Source organism: Pseudomonas putida (assembly GCF_003228315.1).
Classification (GTDB): domain Bacteria; phylum Pseudomonadota; class Gammaproteobacteria; order Pseudomonadales; family Pseudomonadaceae; genus Aquipseudomonas; species Aquipseudomonas putida_S.
Genome location: NZ_CP029693.1, coordinates 6,622,410 through 6,646,635, shown reverse-complemented (window position 1 = coordinate 6,646,635; position 24,226 = coordinate 6,622,410). Strand labels below are relative to the sequence as shown.

Annotated in this window: 18 protein-coding genes; 12 read left to right on the top strand and 6 right to left on the bottom strand. The window is 60.2% G+C overall.

Going from position 1 to position 24,226, the window contains the following annotated elements; translation table 11 throughout:
* The first annotated feature begins 170 nt into the window (after positions 1–170).
* Together DKY63_RS31245 and DKY63_RS31240 are read left to right on the top strand one after the other, a co-directional pair.
* Complete coding sequence (locus DKY63_RS31245) at positions 171–1,649, top strand: sensor histidine kinase (RefSeq protein WP_110967666.1); 1,479 nt, start codon at positions 171–173, stop codon at positions 1,647–1,649.
* 82 nt (positions 1,650–1,731) lie between these two features.
* Entirely contained in the window at positions 1,732–2,352 is a 621-nt protein-coding gene (locus tag DKY63_RS31240) for a LysE family translocator (protein ID WP_110967665.1), read from the top strand.
* Between the two features lie 531 nt (positions 2,353–2,883).
* On the opposite strand, the gene DKY63_RS31235 is transcribed toward DKY63_RS31240, so the two are convergent.
* The 3 genes from DKY63_RS31235 to DKY63_RS31225 all read right to left on the bottom strand — a co-directional run bounded on the left by DKY63_RS31235 (position 2,884) and on the right by DKY63_RS31225 (position 5,041).
* Positions 2,884–3,372: a DinB family protein gene (locus DKY63_RS31235; RefSeq protein WP_110967664.1), complete on the bottom strand. Its 489-nt coding sequence runs from the start codon at positions 3,370–3,372 to the stop codon at positions 2,884–2,886.
* 44 nt (positions 3,373–3,416) lie between these two features.
* Positions 3,417–4,532, bottom strand: a complete 1,116-nt coding sequence (locus tag DKY63_RS31230) for an alkene reductase (RefSeq protein WP_110967663.1) — start codon at positions 4,530–4,532, stop codon at positions 3,417–3,419.
* 68 nt (positions 4,533–4,600) lie between these two features.
* Positions 4,601–5,041, bottom strand: coding sequence for a DUF4437 domain-containing protein (locus DKY63_RS31225; protein WP_110967662.1), 441 nt, complete (start codon positions 5,039–5,041; stop codon positions 4,601–4,603).
* A 346-nt stretch (positions 5,042–5,387) separates the two neighbouring features.
* On the opposite strand from DKY63_RS31225, the gene DKY63_RS31220 reads away from it, so the two are divergent.
* Positions 5,388–6,869 (top strand): sensor histidine kinase, encoded by a 1,482-nt coding sequence (locus DKY63_RS31220; RefSeq protein ID WP_110967661.1) that lies wholly within the window; start codon positions 5,388–5,390, stop codon positions 6,867–6,869.
* On the opposite strand, the gene DKY63_RS31215 is transcribed toward DKY63_RS31220, so the two are convergent.
* Together DKY63_RS31215 and DKY63_RS31210 are read right to left on the bottom strand one after the other, a co-directional pair.
* Entirely contained in the window at positions 6,870–7,565 is a 696-nt protein-coding gene (locus DKY63_RS31215; RefSeq protein ID WP_110967660.1) for a response regulator, read from the bottom strand. It lies immediately after the preceding gene.
* Between the two features lie 105 nt (positions 7,566–7,670).
* Complete coding sequence (locus tag DKY63_RS31210) at positions 7,671–8,624, bottom strand: diiron oxygenase (protein ID WP_110967659.1); 954 nt, start codon at positions 8,622–8,624, stop codon at positions 7,671–7,673.
* A 189-nt stretch (positions 8,625–8,813) separates the two neighbouring features.
* Here DKY63_RS31210 and DKY63_RS31205 point away from each other — a divergent pair, with 189 nt between their 5' ends.
* The 3 genes from DKY63_RS31205 (at position 8,814) to DKY63_RS31195 (ending at position 14,559) form a co-directional block, all read left to right on the top strand.
* Entirely contained in the window at positions 8,814–9,773 is a 960-nt protein-coding gene (locus DKY63_RS31205) for an AraC family transcriptional regulator (protein ID WP_110967658.1), read from the top strand.
* A gap of 301 nt (positions 9,774–10,074) precedes the next feature.
* The gene (locus tag DKY63_RS31200) at positions 10,075–13,452 is read left to right on the top strand and encodes an Ig-like domain-containing protein (RefSeq protein ID WP_239499430.1); all 3,378 of its coding nucleotides are present in this window, start codon (positions 10,075–10,077) and stop codon (positions 13,450–13,452) included.
* 75 nt (positions 13,453–13,527) lie between these two features.
* On the top strand, positions 13,528–14,559 hold the full coding sequence (locus tag DKY63_RS31195) for an SCO family protein (RefSeq protein WP_110967656.1): 1,032 nt from the start codon (positions 13,528–13,530) through the stop codon (positions 14,557–14,559).
* Between the two features lie 213 nt (positions 14,560–14,772).
* On the opposite strand, the gene DKY63_RS31190 is transcribed toward DKY63_RS31195, so the two are convergent.
* Complete coding sequence (locus DKY63_RS31190) at positions 14,773–15,018, bottom strand: hypothetical protein (protein ID WP_110967655.1); 246 nt, start codon at positions 15,016–15,018, stop codon at positions 14,773–14,775.
* A 304-nt stretch (positions 15,019–15,322) separates the two neighbouring features.
* Between DKY63_RS31190 and DKY63_RS31185 the strand changes: the two genes are divergently transcribed.
* The 6 genes from DKY63_RS31185 to DKY63_RS31155 all read left to right on the top strand — a co-directional run bounded on the left by DKY63_RS31185 (position 15,323) and on the right by DKY63_RS31155 (position 24,204).
* Entirely contained in the window at positions 15,323–16,030 is a 708-nt protein-coding gene (locus tag DKY63_RS31185; RefSeq protein ID WP_110967654.1) for an SDR family NAD(P)-dependent oxidoreductase, read from the top strand.
* Positions 16,031–16,416: 386 nt separating this feature from the next.
* Positions 16,417–17,031 (top strand): cytochrome b, encoded by a 615-nt coding sequence (locus DKY63_RS31180; RefSeq protein WP_110967653.1) that lies wholly within the window; start codon positions 16,417–16,419, stop codon positions 17,029–17,031.
* 118 nt (positions 17,032–17,149) lie between these two features.
* Positions 17,150–18,460: a hypothetical protein gene (locus tag DKY63_RS31175; protein ID WP_110967652.1), complete on the top strand. Its 1,311-nt coding sequence runs from the start codon at positions 17,150–17,152 to the stop codon at positions 18,458–18,460.
* 51 nt (positions 18,461–18,511) lie between these two features.
* Positions 18,512–19,018, top strand: a complete 507-nt coding sequence (locus DKY63_RS31170) for a GNAT family N-acetyltransferase (RefSeq protein WP_110967651.1) — start codon at positions 18,512–18,514, stop codon at positions 19,016–19,018.
* Between the two features lie 238 nt (positions 19,019–19,256).
* Positions 19,257–23,123, top strand: coding sequence for an autotransporter outer membrane beta-barrel domain-containing protein (locus tag DKY63_RS31160; protein WP_110967649.1), 3,867 nt, complete (start codon positions 19,257–19,259; stop codon positions 23,121–23,123).
* 367 nt (positions 23,124–23,490) lie between these two features.
* Positions 23,491–24,204, top strand: a complete 714-nt coding sequence (locus DKY63_RS31155; RefSeq protein ID WP_110967648.1) for a PIG-L family deacetylase — start codon at positions 23,491–23,493, stop codon at positions 24,202–24,204.
* Positions 24,205–24,226 lie beyond the last annotated feature (22 nt).

The following is a 24,226-nucleotide window of genomic DNA, read 5'->3' as shown; positions in this document are numbered from 1 at the left end:
TTTGGCTTTTCGGGCCCGGTTCAAAGCTGCTGCTCCGCGGCCCGAATGCTCTAAATCGTTGATGGCTCTGGCCCGCCGGTTTGGCATGAACAATGCTGTACTTACTTCAGGCTCGATGTAGAAGTTCAGCTTGCTGCACAGGGAAATGAAACACCTACAGGATATTCCCCATGCTTGCCATTTCAGCACTGTTCAATCGCCTGCCTCATGAAGCCGGTGACGCCATCGCGCCCACCCGGCCTTTCAACCTTCTGCGCTGGTTTTCGCTGATCAGCTTCTTCCTCGTCAGCATCATCGCCGTTGGCCTGGGCACGGTCTCAACCCAATACCTGATGATCGAAAGCCTGGAGCGCGATGCACTGCTCTCAGCGCAGTTCATCCAGACCATCGCCACCGGCGAGATCCGCCACCACGGCCTGACCGGCATGCAAATGGGCGATGTGCTGGCGACCACCTCCTACGCCATGCTCACGCCAGAGATGTCGCAAAACCGGCAACGGGCGCGCGCCGAGTTCCTCGGCCACCTTGCCGACTTTCCGGACTCGCTGCTGATCAGCCTCTACTCCCCGCAACGGAGCGTGATCTGGTCGACCAATCCCAATTTGATCGGCAAGCAATTTCTCGACGACGAGGCGCTCGAAGCGGCCTTCCACGCCAGGGACCGGGTGTCCACCAAGTACAGCGCAGCCGACGAGGCCCGCCCCGAACAGCAGTTTTTGCATCCGCCGAAAGCGTTCTTCATCGAGAGCTACATCCCGCTGCTGGATGACCTGGGCAACACGCTGGTGATGGTGGAAATCTACAAGGAGCCCTCCGACCTGATGGAAAGGCTCGACCGTGGCCACTGGATCATCTGGCTGTCCACCGCACTGGGCGGGGTGCTGCTGTATTTCGGGCTGTACTGGATCGTTCGCCGTGCCTCGGCGCAGCTGGAATCGCAGGAGGCGCAACTGGTGGCCAACAAGACCTATGCCGGGCTGATCGAGATGTCCACGGCGGTGGCCCACAGTTTGCGTAATCCGCTGGCCTGCATCCGCTCCAGTGCGGAACTTGCCGATGAAATGGAAGGCCAGCCGGCGCGCAAGAACATCGCCGATATCGTCAGCCAGGTCGACCGGATGTCGAAGTGGGTGCATGAACTGCTGCTGTGCCTGCGCCCGATTCGTGGCGAGGCCGAACTGGTGGAGCCGATGGTGGTGGCACAGGCCACGCTGAGCAGCTTCAGCACGCAGCTGGGCCAGTCGGGTATCCAGGTGGTGTTCAGCAACGAACCGACGCCCCGGGTGGTCAGCAATCCGCTGTTGCTCTCGCAGATCCTCAACAGCCTGATCGCCCATGCGATCGAAGCCATGCCGACGGGAGGGACTTTGACCATCGAGCCCACCCTGGACGAAACCCAGCAATGGCTGCATCTGAACGTCTATGACACCGGGGATGGCATGACCCGGCAGCAGGAACTGATGGCCTTCAAATCCTTCTACACGACCAAGGACGGCAGGCTTGGCATCGGGTTGATCATGGTCAAGCAGATCATGGAAAGCTTTGGTGGCGAGGCCAGCCTGAGCAGCCATGAACGAACGGGGACGATGATGCGCCTGACCTTCAAGGTGGTCGAAAGAAAGAACAACGTACTGCGCAAATCGGCGTAGTCGCGATCGCGTCGCAGAGGCGTCGTGACTGTGCTCGGGCATGTGTTAACGTGCGGCCATCCTCACGTGGAAGTCACAACCCATGTCCAGCCTCGACAGTCTTCTCGCCTTCACCTTCGCCGCCACGGTACTGACCCTGACACCCGGCCTGGACACCGCGCTGGTCCTGCGAACCGCAACGGTCGAAGGCCGGCGACAGGCGTTTCGCGCAGCGCTGGGTATCAATGCCGGTTGCCTGCTGTGGGGCGCCGCTGTCGCCTTCGGCCTGGGCGCGTTGATTGCGGTCTCGGAGCTGGCGTTCAACCTGTTGAAATACTGCGGCGCCGGCTACCTGGCCTGGCTCGGCTTGAACATGCTGCTGCGTCCACGGCGCTCACTCTCCCCCGTCGAAGCCGATGCCAGGCCGAACGCCAACTGGTTCTTCAAGGGCATGATGGGCAACGTGCTCAACCCCAAGGTCGGGATTTTCTACGTCTCCTTCCTCCCGCAGTTCATTCCCCAGGGGCACAACCTGATCGTCTGGACTTTCGGCCTGGTCAGCATTCACGTGGTGCTCGGCCTGCTCTGGTCCACGACCCTGATCGGCGCGACCCAACCTCTGGCCAGCGTCCTGCGACGTGAGCCGGTGATCAAATGGATGGACCGCACCACGGGCCTGATCTTCGTACTGTTTGCGGCCCGACTGGCCTTCAGCAAACGCTGAGTTCTCGACGCATCCCCTGTAGGAGCGAGCATGCTCGCGATGGATGCCCAGACAACGCGGGCATCCAGAAAGCCCGCGTTATCGTTGACGACCATCGCGAGCAGGCTCGCTCCTACAGGGGTATGCGTTTCCTTGTGGGAGCGAGCTTGCTCGCGATGAGGCCGGCAGCTTCAACATCTTCATTGCCTGACCCACCGCTATCGCGGGCAAGCCACGCTCCCACAGTTTTGATCTTCAGCGAACAAAAAAACCGAGATCACCGCCAATCCCTGTGGGAGCGGGCTTGCCCGCGATGAGGCCGGCAGCTTCAGCATCTTCATTGCCTGACCCACCGCTATCGCGGGCAAGCCACGCTCCCACAGGTTCTGAGGTGTACACAGATTTTGTGTTCACCGGAGAACCTGTGGGAGCGAGCCTGCTCGCGATGTGGCCGGCACATTCAACAGCAAGGGTGCCTGATACGCCGCCATCGCGAGCAAGCTCGCTCCCACAGGTCTGGCGCCTGTATGCAAAGTCAGGATCAAACCCGAATCACTGACGCCGCGCTGGCTCGGCTTCGTGCAGATAACGCGTGAAGGTTTCCGCCGGTGGCGTCGTGCCTTGCCTGAACAGAATCAGGCCCACCGCTCCCCGGTGGTAGGCGCCATGGGTAATGACATGGAGCAGCATTTCCTCCCGGCTCATGCGCCCCGGCTTGCCATCGGTGAAGGTGAAGACGATCTGTTCCTGAAGCTGGGCGGCGGTCAGCGAAGCGGCGTACTCGATGTACCAGGCATCCAGTTCACTGATATGCGTCGCGAGATCGGCCAGCGCCGGCGTTTCAGGCGTATTGGCCGCCGCGTAACGGTGTGTCGTGCCCGTCAGGTGCGCCCGGAAGATCTGATCGACGACATGGGTGTGGTTCATCGTGCGGATGGCGGTCAGGCCGTCGGGATGGCTGGCATCCAGACCCGATTTGGCCAGATCGGACAGAATTTCCCGATTGGATTTGGCCTTGAATTCAAACAGTGCTGCGAGCATGTGAGCAAACCCGAATGTGCAAGAAAGATAGATAAAGCCGTGTCTCACCGGGGTGATGAAACGGCCGCCAAGGTCGGATAGTCCGTGTAGCCCGTTGCCTGTCCGGACTGCAGCGTGTTCATGTCCAGCTCGTTCAGCCCGGCCCCCAGGCGGAACCGCTCGACCAGATCCGGGTTGGCGGCAAACAGCCGGGCGAACGCAACCATGTCCAACTTGCCGCCGCTCAGCGCCTCATTGGCCTGGCCGAAGTCATAGCCGTTGTTGCCGATGACCGGACCATTGAACAGCGCACGCATTTTCCGGAAGTCCAGGCCGGGAACCTCTCGACTCGACAGCAACTCACCCTCGGCAAAATGCAGGTAGGCCAGGCCGAATCGGTCCAACTCCCTGACTGCATGGGTATAGAGCGCCTCGGGATCGCTGTCGCGGATATCGCCGTAGGTGGATTGCGGAGAAAACCGCACGCCGATTTTGTCGGCACCCCACACCGGGATCAGCACCTGGACAATTTCCAGCAACAGGCGACAACGGTTTTCCACGCAGCCGCCATAACGGTCGGTTCGCTGGTTGGTGCCATCGCGCAGAAACTGATCGAGCAAAAATCCGTTGCCGGCATGAACTTCGATGCCATCGAACCCGGCGGCCTTTGCCTTCAGGGCGGCCTGATAGTACTGCTCGATGATCTGCGGGATTTCATCGGTTTCCAGAGCGCGCGGCACAGGCACGGCCTTAAGGCCAGTGTCGGTCTGGACCTCGACGTCGGGGCGTATGGCCGATGGTGCCACCGGCCGTTCGGCGTTCTCCTGAAGATCCGGATGGGAACTCCTGCCGCAGTGCCACAGCTGCATGAAGATGATGCTGCCGCCCTGATGCACGCGCTGGACGATCCCTTGCCAGGCGAGCATTTGCTCATGGGTGTAAATGCCCGGCGAGTTGCGGTAGCCCTTGCCCTGGCGGGAAACCTGCGCCGACTCGGTAATGATTAGCCCCGCCCCTGCCCGTTGACCGTAGTACTCGGTCATCAGCGCCGTGGGCATGTCATCAGGGCTGGCGCGCCCACGGGACATCGGCGACATCACCACCCGATTGCGCAAACGATAGGCACCCACTTTTATTTCGCGCAAAAGCGGGCTCTGCGCGCGATCAACAGATTGCTGCATTCAAACCTCGATCAATGAGTTCTTGCGGCAAGGCTCATGCGTAAGCGGCCTCACGGTTTACGGGAGGCTTATTTGGTTTTTGCGAAATCGAACGGACCTTTGGAGGTCACGAAGAACAGGCATTCGGTTTGCGAAATGCACTTGGTGACATGGGGCTCGCCGCCTTTCTGATACCAGTACGAACCCGCGGCCAGCGGATGATCGGCGCCGGTGGCGGTCGGCTCGTTGGCCACGACACCGTTGATCACCACACCGTAGTAGCTGTAGCTGTGGGTATGCAGCGGGCTGGCGGTGTTGCCTTGCATTTTGATGAAGTTGCTGTGCGCGCCGGTGGCCGGGTCACCCCAACCATTGGCAATCGTCAGGCCTTCCTTGTTTTGGTAAAAGTGCATCGCTGTCACGGGGACGATGACCGTGGTATCGGCACTCGGCTCAGAGCCGGCGAAGGCGGCGGGGGCCAGCAAGGACGTGGTCAGAAGCGATGCGAGGGCGAGGATTCGAGTGGGCATGTTCAGTACCTGCGGATGTATCTGGATGACGGGGTTCTGGCAGTTTTGCCATTGCGCCGATTATCCGACCCGACGTTTGAGCGCAGAATGCACAGCTTTGGCAATGGGGCATTTCAGTTCTTGAAATACCGCCCTGAAACACAGGCGCTGTCTGCCTTGCAGCGATTTTGAAGGCGTCTGGGGGCGCCGTTACGCCTATGGTCGAATTGCGCGGGCAGACCCTGGCCAAATCTGCTCGGACACCATGAGGTCCTCACCTGCTGCCAACCCGTTAATCGGCCTACACTTGCTGCACGAAGTGACGGTTTTCCAACCGGCCCGCCCCGATGATCAGGGAACCCATTCGATGGCAAACGACGCAAAGATAGATTCAAAAAACGCGACGTTGATCGCGCAGGAGACCGAGACGCCATTCGAACCCGCCCCTGCTGTCGACGGGGATCGCAATGGCATCTGGGGCACGCGTATCTGGGCGCGCCAGCTCAGCAACTCGACCCAGTTCGTGATCGCCGCCGCGGTGATCCTGGGGCTGACCATGTTGTTCGTCGGCAACCTGGTGAGCGAGCGCATCGAAAACGCCGCGGTGAACAGCGCAGCGGCCGCGGGCGCTCAGTACATGGGGACGTTTCTGGAACCCTATGTGCAGGAGATGAGTCGCGACAACAACCTTTCGGATGCCAGTATCCTGTCCCTGGACCGTCTCACCCAAAGCCATTCGCTGAAACAGCACATTGTCTCGATCAAAATCTGGCGGGCCGATGGCACGGTGGTCTACAGCACCAACAAAGCCATTACCAACCAACAATTCCCGCTGGACGAGATCAGCGAGGCGCTCAAGGGCAAAGTGGTCACCGACCTTAATGACCCGACCGAGCAAGAGAACGAGTGGGAGCGCAAGCTCAACCTGCCGCTGTATGAGATCTATGCGCCCCTGCGCGATACCGGCTCGAGCAAGGTCATTGCGGTGGGCGAATTCTATGAAAAGGCCGATAGCCTGAAGCTGGAGATCAATCGCGTCCGCCAGGAGGTATGGGCGGTGGTCGGTGCCGCCACGCTGGCGATGCTGACGCTGCTGTTTTTCATCGTGCGCCGTGGCGACAAGATCATCCAGCGCCAGCAAGTGGCACTGCGCATGCGGTTGCAGGAACAAACCCGCCTGCACATCAGTAATGCCGAACTGCAGCGCAAGATGGCCACGGCGACCCAGGAGTTTTCCCGGGTCAACGAACTCACCTTGCGACGTATCGGAGCGGATCTGCACGACGGGCCGGCGCAGCTGTTGACGCTGATTCTGATCCGTCTCGATGACCTGGCCGAGAACTGCACGGCGGTGGATCAGGAGTCGATGGAAACCATTCGTGGCGCCGCCACCGATGCCTTGCGTGAAGTCCGGGATTTGTCGCGCGGCCTGGCCCTGCCGGAAATCAACGACTTGAGTCTGGTGGAACAACTGGAACTGGTTGCGCAACGGCACGAGCAGCGCACTGGCACCCGGGTCACCCTGAACCTGGGGCCATTGCCGCAGGTCACCTCGATGCCGCTCAAGCTCTGCCTATACCGCTTTGTCCAGGAAGTCCTCAACAACGCCTTCCGGCATGCCAATGGCGAGGGCCAGGTTATCCAGGCCAAATTTGTCAACGGCATATTGAACATCAGCGTCAAGGACAGTGGTCCCGGCATGGCGGCGGACGCCTTGCAGCTCGACACTACCGGCAGAAGCCGCCTGGGGCTCGCCGGCTTGCGTTATCGCGTGGAGTCTCTGGGCGGATTGTTCAGCATCGACTCCAGTGCCTCGGGCACGTCGGTCAATGCGCAGTTCCGGCTTTAGTCAGTCGCCGCGGGTTTCCACGGGGGCATCCCCGGCACCAAAGCGAAGGCGCTCGAGCGCTTCGTGCTCCCAGTAATGCCGCAGCACCGTGACCGCTTCGACGCGATTGCGGGCATTGAGCTTTTGCATCACGCAGCCCATGTGGTGCTTGACGGTTTTTTCACTGATCAGCAGCTTTGTCGCCACTTCCCTGTTGGTAAGCCCCTTTGAGACTTCACGAATCACCTCCTCTTCGCGCGGGGTCAGATCGAACTTCTGGACATCCGCTTCGTGCTTCTTGCTGTTGCTTTGCAGTTTGTCGGCAAGCTCGGAAGAAATGAATGTCTCACCCCTGGCCACCGCCCTGATCGCCTCGACCAATTGCGGACCGCTGACCCCCTTCAACACATAGCCGCTGGCGCCGGCCTCCAGCGCCAGCAGGGCATCGTTTTCCGATTCCGAAACCGTCAGCATCATCACCTTCACGCCCTCCAGCTGGGAGGAAATGAAGCGCACCGAGGCGAACACATCGCCCGGCATGTTGACGTCCATCAACATCACATCCGGACGCACCCGTTGCGCGATGTCCCTTGCGTCGTCCGCACTGGCGCCCTGCTCCACCACCTGCAGATCCGGGCGTCTTTTCAAGGAATTGGCAACGCCCTCCCGCAACAGCGGGTGATCGTCGACAATGCCGATGCGAATGGATGGACTCATGGGTTGCTCCCGAAAGGAATTGCATTCGTGCACCCATAGATTAATAGCAGGGAACCTTGGATGACGCCGCTCATCCGTCGTACATCCGACCGGCAGCCGGCTCGATCAATGGCTCATGATGGGCGCCAGCGCAACTTGGATCCGAGCCATCTGTGCCGGCGTTGTCATGCTCGTCAGCAGCTTGCCGAAGTGCGGATGCTGCACCCCCGAGATGATGTATTGCCAGCGATAGGCGCGCAGTACGCCGGCGTGGATTTGCGCGGCCTCATCGGGACTGAACGGCCGCGAAACGTTGCCGATGAAGTACCCGGCATCCGCTGACGACTGCGCCTGAAGGATGCCGTCGACGGCTGCCACCAACGCAATCAGGTCATCCACCGCCTGGTCGCGCTCGGCCGCCGAGAGCTTCGCGTGTTCCGCTTTCCACTCCAGTTCATCGAGTACGACGTGCCGGCTTTCGTCCTTCCAGTGGAATTTGAAGACGTCCTTGAACAGCAGGCACAGCTCCTCTCGCGGGGCGATGCTTTGGCTGTAGTGCGTCTGCACGAACAGTTCGATGTGGCAGGTCAGCGCCAGCACCGCCCAACCGCTGGACGCCAGCACCGCCCGCGCCACCTCGTTGGGATCGGCGACCTGGCGATAGCCCGCCGGCAGGTGCGCGCCGATCATCGTTTCCATCCGCCGGAACAGCTCCTGGTGCTTGATCTCGTCGTTGGAGAAACGCACCAGCGCTTCGAGGGCGAGTTGATCGTCAAACACATGGGCCCGGCCCTGATCGAGCATCTTGGCGCTGATGAAGCGTTCGACCAGGCCGAAGAGGTAGGCGTAGGTGCGACCTTGAATCTGGCTGAGCAGCAGCGCTTCGTCCGAAGTGAGAAAGCTCAGGCGGTCGATCAGCGACAGTCCGTCGGGGAGGAATTTGCGCGAGAAATCGAAGCGCCGGTCTTGCAGCAGATCGCGGTCGATCTGCCATTCGGATTTCTTCGAGGCCCTGACCATTTGCGCATAACGGGCGGCGTTGCCGGCGGCTGATCCGGATAAGGTCGCGATGCTGTTCATATCGATCTCCTGCTTGACTGGTCGAGTTGTAATGGGCCCATCAGGGCTGACGTCGGAGCCATAGATCATCGAGTAGGTGTTGGGGATCGCCGGTTCCGCGTTGGTGCTAATCTAGGCCTCGCCCTGCTCTCGATGAATGATCGATACGCCTGATTACCTGCTCCGGGCTCCGGAAAGGAGAACTGGCCAATGCTGGATGCGCTGTCTGATGTCTTGCGTGTGATTCGGCTGTCTGGAGGGGTCTTCCTCGAGGCGGAACTCACCGCGCCCTGGTGCATCAACGGCAGACTGTCCGAGGAGGATTGCAAGCCCTTCCAGCAGACACCGCGACATGTCATCGCTTCGCATTTCGTCGCCACCGGTCACATGCAAATACGCGTCGAGGGGCAGGCCACCATCGAGGTGGCGGCCGGCGAACTGGTGCTGCTGCCGCACAACGACACCCATGCGTTCGGCAGTGACCTGGGCATCGCCCCGATGCCGGTGAAGGACGTGATCCAGCCGCCGCCGGTCGGCAGCATTTCTCGCATCAGGTACGGTGGGGGCGGCGCGGTGGCCACGCAGCTTTTGTGCGGCTTTCTCGGTTGCGACACGCCCTTCAGCCCGTTGCTGTCGTCGCTGCCGGCCTTGTTGAAACTGGACCTGCGCGCAACGCCCTCGGGGGCCTGGATCGAAAGCTCGTTCCGCTTCGCCGTCAGCGAGATCGCGGCGGGACGGGTCGGCTCGACGACGGTCATCGCCAAGCTCTCGGAATTGCTCTTCGTCGAAGCCGTCAGCCAGTACGTCGCCAGCCTCCCGGCCGAACGCCGTGGCTGGCTGGCGGGCTTGCGCGACCCACAGATCGGCCGCGCCCTGGCGCTGCTCCATGCCCGCCCAACCGACAATTGGACGGCCGAAGGCCTGGCCGTGGAAGTGGGCATGTCGCGCTCGGTGTTCGCCGAACGCTTCACTACCCTGGTCGGGCAACCGCCCATGCAATACCTGACGCTCTGGCGCATGCACGTGGCGGCGCAACAGCTGCGTGAAGGTCGGGGCAACGTGGCGCAAATCGGCTTCGCCGTGGGTTACGATTCCGAAGCCGCGTTCAGCCGTGCCTTCAAACGCCAGTTCGGCACTTCTCCCGGCACGTGGCGCAAACAGTCAGGTTAGAAAAACCCACCGGGCCAATTGCCCCAATCCCCCCCAAAACAGGGGGAATCCCCCAGTTTTCTCCCCTTTGACAGCCCCCACCAGAACGACCCGATCGTCCGCGGAATGTTGGATCCATGAAACTTTCTTCATGTTTACCGGTCGCCGCGACGACTGGCATGGTCCCTGCTTGCCGCCCAATTATAGGGCACAGTGCTATCAACGCGACGCGGGTCTGGCCAGGCGCCACACCCCGCTGGGAGGCAAGAGGATGAAACCCAATCTATCCACCCGACCATTCATACGTTTGCTGCGGCCGGACATGGCTTCGGCGATCTTGCTGGCGCTCTGCGGAGCCGATGCCGGCGCCTCGCCGATAGACGATGAGAGCCAGCCATCGCCCACCGACCCCTCCTACTATCGCCCGCAGCCTGCCGACCCTGCGGCGGCGTTGCTGGAGATCCGCACGATGCCGGAGGCCAACCACGGCTCGCTGTCCCTGCCCAATGGTGGCCAGGGTAACCGCGATACGCCACGGACCGATAACGTCCTGCCGCCGGCGCTGCAGACCTCGTTCAACTTCCCTACCAACGGCAAGCCCAGCCCGCTGTTTGGCGCCGAACCCTTTACCCAGCAAATACTCCTGTTCGAAGAGTTCGGCCCGGAGAAACTCGACCCGCAAACACCGTCGGGGCAACTGACCTTCCCCGTGCCGACGGTGGGCCCGATGCCCGGCCAGGACCCCAACAGCATCGCCCGTAGCGGCCCCTCGGGCACCGCGCTGGAAGCCTTCCTGCGCCAACCCGGGCTGACGCCGTTCCCGACTCAATATTCCAACGTGCTGGACCGCAACCCCTGGAAAGCGCAGATCGAAGCTTTCCTCAACCGCGCCCCGGTGGGCTCTCCCGCCGAAGGGCGACCTGGCGGCAAAGGCTGGTCGCACCAGCGCTGGAACGAGTTCTACCCACAAGCGGCGTTCAAGACCGTGCAAGCCGGTGCGCGGCAAAACCTTGGCCTGCGCGACAGCAAACAGATGCATGGCTACACCAAGGGTGAATTCGGCCCTGGCGGGCTCTACTATCAGACCTCGGACATTCCAACCACCAAAGGCACGACCAAGGGCATCGACATTCGCATCCATCCGAAGATGCCGATCCAGAACCACAACTCCGTGTGGACCTTCGACGGCACCCTGCCGCCGAAACTGTTGATGGTGCGTTACGGGCAACCGCTGCTGATGCGTCACTACAACGCCCTGCCCATCGACCCGGCCGCCAACAACGGCTTCGGTCTGCATACCATCAGCACCCACGAACACAACGGTCACAGTCCGGCCGAAAGCGATGGTTATGCCAACGCCTTTTTCTTCCCGGGTCAGTACTACGACTATCGCTGGCCGGTGCAACTGGCCGGCTACGACACCATCAACACCAAGGCCGAGGACCCGCGTGCGGCGTTCCCCTGCTCGCCGGGCGAAACCCTCTGGGTCAACGACATGGCCCCGGCGAAAAAGACCTGCGAAAACGGCAGCATCAAGATTCGCGGCGACTGGCGCGAAACCATGAGCACCCACTGGTTCCACGACCACATGCTCGATTTCACCGCGCAGAACGTCTACAAGGGCAACGCGGTGATGATGAACTACTACAGCGCCATCGATCGCGGCAACGAGGCCTTCGAAGATGGCGTCAACCTGCGCCTTCCCAGCGGCAACGCCCTGCCCTGGGGTAACCGCGACTACGACGTGAACCTGGTGGTCGCCGACAAGGCCTGGGATGCCAACGGCCAACTGTGGTTCAACCCGTTCAACACCGACGGCTTCATCGGTGACCAGATGCTGGTGAACTGGCAATACCAACCATTCCTCAACGTACGCGCCCGCAGCTACCGCTTCCGCATTCTCAATGGCTCGGTGTCGCGTTACATGAAGCTGGCCGTGGTGCGGGAAATCAAGGGCACCGGCGGCGAATTCCCCGGGCCGTCGGGCTCGGGTGTGTCCTATGCCCGGGTGCCGTTCCACATGATCGGCAATGACGGCAACATCATGGAGCACGCCATTCCCTTCGACGGCAGCATGGACCTGGACGGCGACGGTGACCTGAAGGACAACAACGGTATCCTGCCCACCCAGGCCATTGCCGAACGCTACGACATCATCATCAATTTCGCGAAAAACGGGATCAAGACCGGCGACAAGCTGTACTTCGTCAACCTGATGGAACACAAGACCGGCAAGGGGCCGGAGAAAGAGGAAGTGCCGCTGGGCGATGTCCTGTCCGAGAAATACAAGGCCGTGCTCAAGCAAAGCAGCAAGGGACCGCAGTGGGACAAGGGTGACCCGGTGGTGGGCAAGTTCCTGCAACTGATCGTCAAGGAATACTCGGGCCAGGACTTGAGCATGGACCCTGTCGCCTATGAACCGGCCAAGCCTGGCAAACCGGCCGGCAAGAAGATGATACCGCTGACCATCAACCGCGATGATGCGGTCATGCAGGCCAAGCTCAAGGACGCCCGCCATCGCGAGTTCACCTTCGGTCGCTCCGACGGCACTGACCTGGCGCCCTGGACCATCAAGACCGACGGCGGCTTCGGGTACAGCATGGACCCACGCCAGCTCACCGCAGCGGCGTCCTTGTCCACCGGGCCGACCGACGCCGGCTTCAGTGGCGACGGCACGCTGGAAGTGTGGAACATCAAGAACGGCGGCAATGGCTGGAGCCATCCGGTGCACGTGCACTTCGAGGAAGGCGTGATCCTCAGCCGCGACGGCAAGGCACCGCCGGACTGGGAAAAATGGGCCCGCAAGGACGTGTACCGGATCGGCCCGGAAGTGGACAGTTCCACCGAGGTGTCCATGGCGATCCGCTTCCGCGAATTTGCCGGGACCTACATGGAGCACTGCCATAACACCCAGCACGAAGACTCGTCGATGTTGCTGCGCTGGGACGTCGAGCACCCTGGCCAGTTCGAGCTGATGCCTACGCCGCTGCCGAGCTGGGATGGCGTGGAATACGTCGCGACCGCCGCACTGCCGACCTTCCGTACCGGTGGCAAGGGCAGCGGCAATGATGACGATGGCGGGGACGATGGTGACGACAACAGTGATAACAAGCTGCCGATTGCCGGCCCTGACAGTGCCAGCACCACCGCAGGCGTGCCTGTCACGATCAACGTGTTGGCCAATGACAGCGACCCGGACAACAACGTGCCGCTCACCGTGGTTGGCCTGAACCAGCCGGATTCCGGCATGGGTACCGTCACCACCGACGGCACCCGGGTGATCTACACCCCGCCGGCCACGCTCGCCGAGTCGGGCGTCGCCACCTTCACCTATGAGGTACGCGATGCCAAGGGTGGGATCTCGGTACCGCCCGGCACCGTGACCATTTCGGTGGCACCGGCGGCGACCAGCAACGAGGACCTGCAAGTGACCAGCGCCACCGTCTCGGTTCGCAGCAACAACCGCTACACCTGGGACCTGGCGGGCACCACATCGCAGACCGGCACCGTGCTGACGATCAGCGCCAACACCACCGGCGGGCCACTGGTGCTGGGCACGGCGACCATGACGCCAACGGGCACCGGCGCGCGCTGGCGGATCTCGGCGAGTACCACCGGCAACGGGCCGGCGGCGTCCCCGACCGTCACGATCAAGTCCTCCTCCGGCAAGTCGGTCACGGTGCCCCTTTCCGTGCGTTGACCGGCAGCACCTTGCACGCCAGCCCGTACCGGTGGCGTGCAAGGCTTTCATCAGTACTCTGCACAGGACGCAATCATGATCACTTCATACTGGACCCGGTTGATCAAACTGCTTCGCCTGCTGGTCCTTTTCACCTTGGGGCTCACCGGCTGGTCAGTCGCAGTGGCCGAAGACAGCGACACCGGTACACCCTGGGGCAAGGACTATTTCCCCAACACCGAACTGGTCAATCAGGACGGGCAGAAGGTGCGTTTCTTCGATGACCTGATCAAGGATAAGGTGGTGGCGATCAACTTCATCTTCACCTCCTGCACCGACTCCTGCCCGCTGGAAACCGCACGTTTGCTGCAGGTGCAGAAGGTGCTCGGTGATCGGGTCGGCAAGGACATTTTTCTCTACTCGATCAGCATCGACCCGGAAACCGACACCCCGGAAGTCCTGAAGAAGTACGCGGATAAATTCAAGATCGGCCCCGGCTGGCAGTTCCTCACCGGCAACAAGGACGACATCACCAATCTGCGCAAGAGCCTGGGGCTGTTCATCGACGGCATCGACAACGGCCGCAACAAGGACCACAACCTGAGCCTGATCATCGGCAACCAGAGCACCGGCCGCTGGATGAAATCCTCACCCATGGAGAACCCCTACATCCTCGCCGACCGCCTGGGCAAAACCCTGCAGAACTGGAAACAGCCCACCACCGTCACCCACGATTACGCCAGCGCCCCGACCCTGCGCCCGCCAAGCGCCGGCGAGCAGATCTACCGCACCCGCTGCTCGTCCTGCCACACCCTGGGCGACACCCAGAACGCCGGCATGCGCAGCATCGGCCCGGACCTGGTCGGCGTCACCCGCCAGCGCGACCCGCAATGGCTCAAACGCTGGATCAAGGAACCCGACCAGATGCTGGCCGAGAAAGATGCGCTGGCGATGCAGCTGTACGCGCAATACAACAGCCTGGCGATGCCCAACCTGCGTCTGGGGGATATCGAGATCAACGCCCTGCTCACCTATCTGGCGGAAGAAACCGAAAGGCTGCGGCCTGAGGAGCCGGTGGCGCAGGACACACACGACGATGCGCACCATCACGCCGGGCACAAAATGTAGGAGCGAGCCTGCTCGCGATGGTGTTCAACGATGACGCGGGGTATCTGGATGAACGCGTCATCGTTAACGTCCATCGCGAACAGGCTCGCTCCCACAGGGGGTTTGTGGATGTCCGCAATCTGTGTGAACGCCCTGGAAAACTGTGGGAGCGAGCCTGCTCGCGATGGGCGTGAGGGCGACGCGATCGATCAGGCGTCGCAGGCCTCCCCACCATCAATGCTTATTGTCCTCCGACATAACGTATGCAGCTTCCAGACGGTCACGGAAGTACAGCGCTTCGCAGACGCTCAACGCCTTCGCGGTAATGCCCATATCGATCAGCTGTCTGGTAATGCGGTACTCCAACTCGTCGAGCGGAGAGCACGAAATCAAGTCGATTTTCATATCCAGGGTAGCGATCAGTTTCTGCTTGATTGCATCGGCCAACGTATCGAATTGCTGCTGCAGTTTTTCGTCCATTTCAGTGTCTTGATCAGTTCGGAAACCGCAGCTTATGACTCGGGCAAGCGGTTAGATGTCAGGCCGTGCTTATTTTTTCTGCGAAATTTCCTACATTCCGCAATGCTCGGTGCCGCCACACATACTTGAGCACTAAGCCGCTCATACCCATGTATCGACAGCCCTTCCCAATGCACAAACGACACCTTCGGCCAGATCTTTAGACTGGGGCCAGGGCCACACTTTGTCCGTGGGCCTACAACTCGCTGGCCGGGACCGTCAGTCCGGCAACCCGGCCAAACACTACTTTTCTGGAGTCAACGACATGAGTGCATCACAAAAGGTTGTGATCGTTACCGGTGCGTCACAAGGCATGGGTGCAGAGATCGTAAAGGCGTTCCGCAAGCTTGATTACCATGTCGTCGCCACGTCCCGTTCGATCAAGCCATCGCAAGATCCGAGCATCCACACAGTGCCGGGCGATATCGGCGACCCGGACACTGCGCGACGTGTCATCGACGAAGCGCTGACGCGATTCGGCCGAGTCGACACGCTGGTGAACAACGCCGGCATTTACATCGGCAAGCCGTTCACCGAGCACACCCTCGAAGACTTCAACGCCGTCTTGAACGTGAACGTGGCGGGCTTCTACCACATCACCCAACTGGCCATCGCCGAAATGGAAAAGCATGGCAACGGCCATGTGGTGACCGTCACCGGCAGCGTGGACAACGGCATCAGCGGTGCGCACACCGCGTTGGCGGCGCTGACCAAAGGTGGCCTGAACTACGTCACCAAGGCGCTGGCGATCGAATACGCCAGCAAAGGTATCCGCATCAACGCCGTTGCACCGGGCGTCATGAAGACGCCGATGCATAAAGAGGAATACTTCGAAATGCTCGGCGCCCTGCACCCGCTGGGCCGCATGGGCGAACCGAGCGAAGTCGCCAGCGCCATCGTGTTTCTGGATTCGGCGGAGTTCATCACCGGAGAAATCCTGCACGTCGATGGCGGCCAGAGTGCTGGCCGCTAACTGAGCCGGCATAGTCCCCAAAAAGATCGCAGCCTTCGGCAGCTCCTACAGGGTGTACGCCATCCCAATGTAGGAGCTGCCGCAGGCTGCGATCTTTTCAATCCGATATATACCAACTTCGGATCCAACCGAAATCGGCGTAATCCCCTCCCAACAATGGGGAAAGTCCCCAACCATATGCCTGCCCCAATCGCAGCTAATAACGACTAAAGCTCCCGACTCAAAGGCTTGTGAGTCATCACTACTGTTTGGCTTAGTTATTGCCAAGCAAGCTTGTCCCGTCCACAAAGTTGACAGTTCAGGGAGTTACATAAGTTCTCGGGAGGACATCGACTACAGGACGGCATGAATAACAATCCCTCTCAATCAAGTTTGAGGAAACCGTCATGAGTCACAGTAAATACACTAAGGCACAAGTTGCACTGCATTGGCTGTCGGCTTTCATTATTCTCTGGTCTTTATGCACGGGCTCTTACGTCGCGTTATTCAAGGCTTCGCCCGATATAAAGTCTTTGATAACGGCTCTCAATATTTCGATGACGACATTGTTCATTCCCTTCTTTGTGTTGCGTGCGATTTTGCGCATCAATCATCTACGCAAATACCCCGCCGGGCCGGGTGAGTTATTAGCGACTTTTGTTCATAACCTGATCTACCTGATAACAGCGATGGTGTTGCTGACCGGCGTACTGATGATGGACCGCCCGATCAGCGTGTTCGGATTGCCCAGCTTGCCGCCACTGATCACCAATCCCCAGTGGCTGCACGACTTCCATGCGGCCCATCGGGACAGTACCGAGATGTTGGGTGGGTTGGTGTTGTTGCATCTGCTGGCGGTGGCAAAGCACGAACTGAGTGGGAACCGGATTCTGAAGAACATGAGTTTTCAGTCATCGAGCTGGGAGGCGCCAACGGTGGCGCCTGCGCCTGTCAGCGTTGCGCAGCCAATTCCCATGTTTGGCGACAGCCCTTTCGATCGTCGACGCGTTCCAAGGCACTAGCGGTCTACAGGGTGTAAGCGCTTGCGCAGCGACATGGCGACTATGCTTTTGCTGAACAGGGCCCGTAGCTGAAATTCTTCGGGCCTGGCTTCTCCCCTGACTCTGGACGAGGCGTGCCATGACTGACCCGCTCTTTGGCGATGCAGTGCTCAGCCCCAGGCTCCTGAACAATGCCTCCCGGGCGATTGACGGTAAAAGCACGCTGTCCTGCCTGCTTTCGTTCTTTTCCTTGATCGAAGCCTCGGTGCTGTATGAACGCCTCTGGTACTTGCCGTTCGCAGACACTGGCGGCAAGTCGGTCAGTGATTCGGCCATGTGGGAGTTTCTGCACGGCGCTGGAGTATTGAACCTGTCACCCGAAGATCGATGGGCTGAAGGCAAGCCATTGAGGGAGAAAGTCGAGAACGAGTGGCGGGAAAAAATCCAAATGATTTGCCGTGTGCCCTCCTACGCACATGCGTCCCGGGAACAAGTACTGAGTTCAGCTTTTTATTACGCGTTCCATGGCGCTGCCTTTGTGGATTCGCTGTATGAACAGTCCCAGAGAAGCAATCTCTTTTTCACCCAACAGCGCCTGAATGACTGGCAGCGTTATGCCTCCGGCAGCGACTTCGACCAAGCGCGTGAAGATGCCAACGACGGCAATGACGGGGGGCGTTACACGGACTGGGAAAACATGGCCAAGATCATGGCGCGGGCGGCAATGGTCAACGAATTGAAAGCGGACTATGTCGGTGATGCCGTGGAAAGTCCCATCGTGCTCATGAGTAATTCCATCGCCCATAACAATGTGGCCGCCCGCCTTTATCGATTCGTCTCGGAAAAGTTTGATAAAGACACCCGAGGGCTTATTGCAGATGGATACAACAGCGCCATGGCAATCCCCCCGATAGTGGCGTTGGTCCTGGACCGATCCGATGGCAGTGCCACTTCCATCTACGCGCAAATACTCTCGCTTCGCGAAGAGTTCGCGTCATTCCGCACAAAGTATCGCGAGTACCAGAATGTGCTTAAAAACCCGGCGAACCTGTCCCTGGATGAACTGGAAAGCCTCAAGAAACATCACATGCATGAAGTCATCGGGGCCTTGAACAAGATCTCGTCCAAGCGCATCGACAGCGCAATCATCGCGGAAATCCTTGGCGTTGAAATCTCCGGGCAGTCAAAGGACGGTGCTTTTGAACTGGACATAAGCCCGAAACTGTCCATCGGTGAACTGCTGAAACTGGCCGCCCGGCAGATCCATCTTTCCCGTATCAAAGGCAGGGCGAGCATCCTGTTCGATACCTATCACAAGGCGAAAGCCATACGCGGTTATCACAAGCTGGTGCAACGGCGATTGGGGGTTACCATCAGCGAGGACGAGTTGAAGAATTACAAGAAGTACTCAACCATTGTCGAAGGCATCTCCCGAGTTAAACGGGACTGATCCGCCTCTGATAATCAAGCAACACGCAGGACACCAGAGAAAAAACACCCCATGAATTTGACCATCCGCAACGAACAACCCGAAGACATCCAACCCATCGCCACACTGACTGCCGCTGCGTTTAAACACGCAGAACACACCAGCCACACCGAACATTTCATCGTCGACGCCCTGCGCCGCGCCGGGCAACTGACGGTTTCTCTGGTTGCAGTGGAGAACGGTGAAATCATCGGCCACGTTGCCATCTCCCCCGTCAGCGTGTCTGGCGGTGCAACGGGATGGTACGGACTCGGGCCCATATCCGTGGCGCCGGAACACCAGGGTCAGGGGATCGGATCAGCCTTGATGAAAGCGGCGCTGGCCCAGTTGCAGGGCAAGGGTGCGGCGGGCTGTGTGTTGCTGGGTGATCCTGGCTACTACGGTCGCTTTGGTTTCAAGGCGAATACCGGATTGGAGCTGCCTGGCGTTCCTCAGGAATATTTCCAGGCGCTGTCCTTCAACGGTGATGTGCCAGCAGGCATCGTGCAATACCACGAGGCTTTCAACGCAGTGGAATAAGACTACGGCAGCCCACACTACTTCCTACAGAACACACATCCCCCTGCAGGAGCTGCCGAAGGCTGCGATCTTTTGAGCCCGCCACGCACTCAAGCCGAACCCATCCAATACCCTGTTTGACGGCCATTAATTGGCAGTATTTCAACTTATGTACCATCCTGAATGATGCTTTTGGATCCATGAAGAACAATGGGCTCTTCATCTCTATGCTCATCATTGCGTTGGACAGGATGCCACCATGAATAAGCATCAAATAATCTCCAGACGCCCCTCCACTTTTACGCTCCTGGCCGCGCTGATTCTTCCATCAGCGACCGTTCCGGTGCTGGCGCAGACTGTGCCGGACAACACCAACCTCAATAGCCTGACACCGGTCAACGGCAGCATCTGGGACCTGCAAGGCAATGCCTTTCTGTCCAACGGTGCCGCTGTTTCATTCGCCAAGGCACTGCCCACAGGCCCGCCAGGGCTGACCATCAACGGCGTTGCCGGCGGCAGCATCGTCACGATGAATGACGGCGCCGGTCACTTCGGATTCTTTTCCGGTGGCGCTTCAACACTCAATCTGAGCAATGTCACCTTTGTCGGGGGCAATGAGGTCACGGGCGGGGCCATTTCCCTGACGGGCGCGCTGACCGTCAACGGGGATCTTTCAGTCAGTAACAATGCCGCGACCAATGGCAACGGCGGCGCGGTCGCGGTGACTGCGGGAGGAATAACCGTCAACGGCGGCCTGGTCGCCAATAACAACACCAGCGGTTCAGTGGCGCCCAACACCACGGTAAAAGGTGGTGGTGCGATCTATGCCGGCTCCGGCGATATCGTGGTCAGCGGCAACGCGACCTTGAACGCCAATATCACCACCGCAACCAATTCAATCACCGGAGCGGGTGCCGGCCCCGGTGGCGCCATTCGGGCCGCGAACGGCAACGTGCGGCTGGCGACGGCCGGTGGCAGCGTGACCCTGACCAACAACCTGTCATCCTCCAACGGTGGTGCGATCTTCGCCGCCGGTGCCGGCGCGGGCAATGTCTCGCTGGGCGCCGCAGGAAGCACGCTGGTGATAACCGGCAACTCGGCGGGCTTCACGCCCGGCGGCGCGCAGGTTCCCGGCACTTCCAGCGGGGGCGCGATTTCCAATACCGTCGGCACCACGACATTGACCGGCAACAGCATCCTCTTCGCCAACAACAAGGCGACCTCCAATGGCGGGGCGATTGCGTCGCTCGGGGTGAACGCCACGGGCAATGTGACGGCCACCAACAACACACTGACCGGGGGCAACGGCGGTTTCATCAATGCCGGCACGGGCGGCGTCACCGTGAACGGAACACTCACCGCCAACAACAACCTCGGGGCCACCTCCGGGGGCGCCATCTTTACGACAGGCGCCGTGCTCGTCACCGGCAACGTAAGCCTGGACAACAATGTCGCCGCCAGCGTGTTCAACGGCCAGGGCAATGGCGGTGCGATTGCCGCCACGACCGCAGCCAGCAACGTCAGCCTGGCGACGACCAGCGGCAATGTGTCCATCACCAACAACCGGGGGTCGTGGAGCGGCGGCGGGATTATCTCCAACGGCAGCGTCGTCCTGGGTAACAGCAGCTCTGTGGTGACGATTACCGGCAACAGGGCCGGTTTCAATCCCGACGGCAGCCTGTTCGTGGGGTCGGTGGCGTTCGGCGGTGGTGTTCGGGTCTTTGGCACGACAACGCTCAACGGCACCGCCATCACCTTGTCCGATAACACCGCCTCGGCGAACGGTGGCGGCATCTATTCCAACAACGCCGTGACGATCAACGGCAATTTGACGGCTGACGGCAATACCTCACTGGCCAATGGAACCGGCGGCGCGATCAATGCGCAGGCTGGTGGCGTCACGGTGAATGGAAACCTCAGCGCCAATCGCAACGTTGCCGGTATCGGCGGCGGCATCAACGCCGTGGCTGGCGATGTGACCGTCAACGGCGCAGTCACCATGGACAGCAACGTTGCCGGCAGTGGCGCAGGAGGTGCGATCAACGCGGCCGGCGGCAATGTGAATCTCGCGCCTGCCGGTGGCACTGTCTCCTTCACGAACAACACCGCCGCCAGCAATGGCGGCGCGATTTCCGCGACTGGCACCGTTACCCTCGACGCAGGCAGCGCAACCGTGTTCAGCGGCAACAGTGCCGGCGGCAAAGGCGGCGCGATCTGGGGCGGTAGCGACGTCACGCTGAACGCGACGGGTGGGGACATCAGTTTTTCGGGCAACAGCCACGTCGACCCACAGGCCAACGCGATCTACCTGAACAACAGCGGCGGCGCATCCACCACAACCTTCAATGCTGGCGCTGGTCGGACGATTACCTTCTTCGACCCGGTGCAGAGCAACGCGGCCAATGGCCTGGTGACTGTCTTGAAGACTGGCGACGGCCTGCTGTCATTCGATGCCTCCCGCTACAGCGCCGAGGTCGATCGCTGGTCGCAGGTCTACGGTGACACGCAGGTGCAGGCCGGTACATTCGAGGTGGCCAATCAAGCGATCTATGGGGCACGTGCGACCGATGTCTCAGGCACCGCGCCGAGCAGCTTCGTGCTCGGTTCCGGCACCACGTTGGCCGGTGGCGTCGCGGGAACGGTGCGTGCCGACCAGTTCACCTTAGGCAGCAATTCAACCCTCGATATCGCCGGCCGCCAGCCCGTCACCCGCGCAACGTTCACGATCGACAGTGCCAGTGCGACCTTCAATCCAGGCAGTCGAATACTGTTCAACACGCGCCTCAACGACGCTGTCGTGCAGGACACCGACGTGCTGGTGCTCAACCACGCGGCGACCAGCGGCACGGCCTCGCTGCAGGTCACCAATGTGGGAGGACTCGGTGCGGTGACGGTGGGCAATGGCATCAAGGTCGTCGATGCAATCAATGGCGCCAGCACATCGGCCGGCACCTTTACCCTGGCCGGTCCCGCCTACGCGGGTCCTTTCGAGTACACCTTGCATCGCTCCAGCGTGGACGGCAGCAACGATCAGGCCTGGTACCTTCGCTCGACGATTGATCCCGTGCCACCTGATCCCTCGCCCCCTGCCCCTTCACCACCTGATCCCGTGCCTGCACCCGTGCCCAATTTTCGCCCGCAGACGTCGCTCTACACCGCCGTGCCAGCCCTGGCGCTGGTCTACACCCGTACCCTCGTCGACACCCTGCATGAGCGGGTCGGCGAAGAGCGCTTGAATCAGGGAGAGCCTCGGCCGGCCAATGACGAACAGACCTACGGCCCTTCGCTGGGCTGGGGCCGGATGATTTATCGAAGCGGCGAACAGGACGGCTCAAAGAGCATTCTGGGCAATACCCCCGGCTACAACTACGACCTGTCCGCCTTCCAGGTCGGTGTGGATCTGTACCGTGATACCAGACCCGACGGCAGTCATGAGCAGGCCGGTGTGTCGTTGGCGGTGGGCAACATCGACGGCGGGGTCAAACACTACACCGGCAACAATGCCGGCGACGATACGTTGCGTGCCTACAGCCTGGGAGCGTACTGGACACACTTCGGACAGGCCGGCTGGTACCTCGATGGCGTCCTGCAACTGCACCACTTCGATATCGAGGCCAAACCGACCAACATCAACAAGCTGAAGACCGACGGCTGGGGCTACACCGCGTCAGTGGAAGCCGGTTATCCGTTTGAAATGAGGAAGGATCTGTTTGTCGAACCCCAGGCGCAACTGATCTACAGCTCGGTCGACCTGGATGACAGCCACGACCTGGCCGCCGACGTGCGCTTCGAGGATGTGGACTCGCTGATCGGCCGGCTGGGGGTGCGCATTGCAAAAGACTGGGAGACGACAGGTTCGGACAACACCGTACGCCGCACCAACGCCTGGGTCCGCCCCAGCGTGTGGCATGAGTTCAAGGGGCAACCGAAAACCGAATTCTCCTCGCAGAACGGCTTCGTGCCCTTTGAAGCGGACATCAGCGGCACCTGGGGCGAAGTGAACGTGGGCATCGACTACCAGGCCAATGCCCGCACGACCTTCACGGTATCGACCGGGTACAGACAAGCCTTCGACGGCGACAGCCATGGCTACGATGGGATGCTTGGCGTCAAGGTCGCCTTCTGACAGGTAAATGGCCTGCTCGGGCAGGCCATTTCCTACAGAGCCCCGCATCCCTCTGTAGGAACTGCTGAAGGCTGCGATCTATTCAAACCAGCACAAACTCGATCCAGTAAACACACACCCTCCAGAGACGTTTAAAGCGTGTTTACACAGATCCTGCCATCGCGATTCGAGCTGGATTACGGCGAACGATAAAACACAAATAATACGCATTTTTAAATGTGTTTTTTTCCTGAAACTGAAGCGCTTTCGGGACTTCCTCGCCCGCCTGCTATTCAAGCTTGGCTATAACTGAGGAAGAGGCTTCGGCCTCCCTGAAATGGTGACGTGACAAGCGTTTACACATCGACTGTCAGGAGTTTGGAATCAAATGCTCTTGCCAATCCCCCCGCGAATTACCGTAATTTCCCCACACTTGGATGACGCTGTCTTTAGTTGCGGCTGCCTGTTGGCTGAGAGTCGAGACGCGCTTGTCATTACAGTATTCGCCGGCGTACCCGATCCTGACATCGCAGCCCCGGCCTGGGATGCGGCAACAGGTTTTAGCAGCGGGTATCAGGCGGTGCTTGCGCGACGTGATGAAGATACGGAGTCGATGCGCAGGCTGGGTGCGAAAAACGCGTGGCTCAACTTCCTGGACAGTCAGTATGGTCGCCGTTATCAACCCACCGACCTCGTACCGGCGCTAAAAGCAGTCATTGAGCAAAGAGGCGGGACCATTCTCATGCCGATGGGACTCAGCCACCCCGACCACCTGCTGACAAGCAACGCTTGCCTGGCGGTGCGCGAAGTCTTACTGCTTGCACAACAAAGTACAGAGAATGGAATCCCCCCAGACCACCCGATGAATTGGTTCGTCTATGAAGAGGCTACTTATCGGCAGTTTCCGGGCCTGGTCTTCACTCGACTCGCCGCCTGGAGGCAGGCTGGGCTGACCATGAGAGCGGTCAAATTTCCCACCTCAAGTGTCATGAAAAAGGCCTATGCGATAGGTGCCTATCAGAGTCAGCTTCCACTATTCGGAACTGCCAAACGCGCGGATATGGCTTCTCCTGAACGGTATTGGCAGCTTGATTATGAGTAGCTGGAGCAGCGGTGGGGTCAGG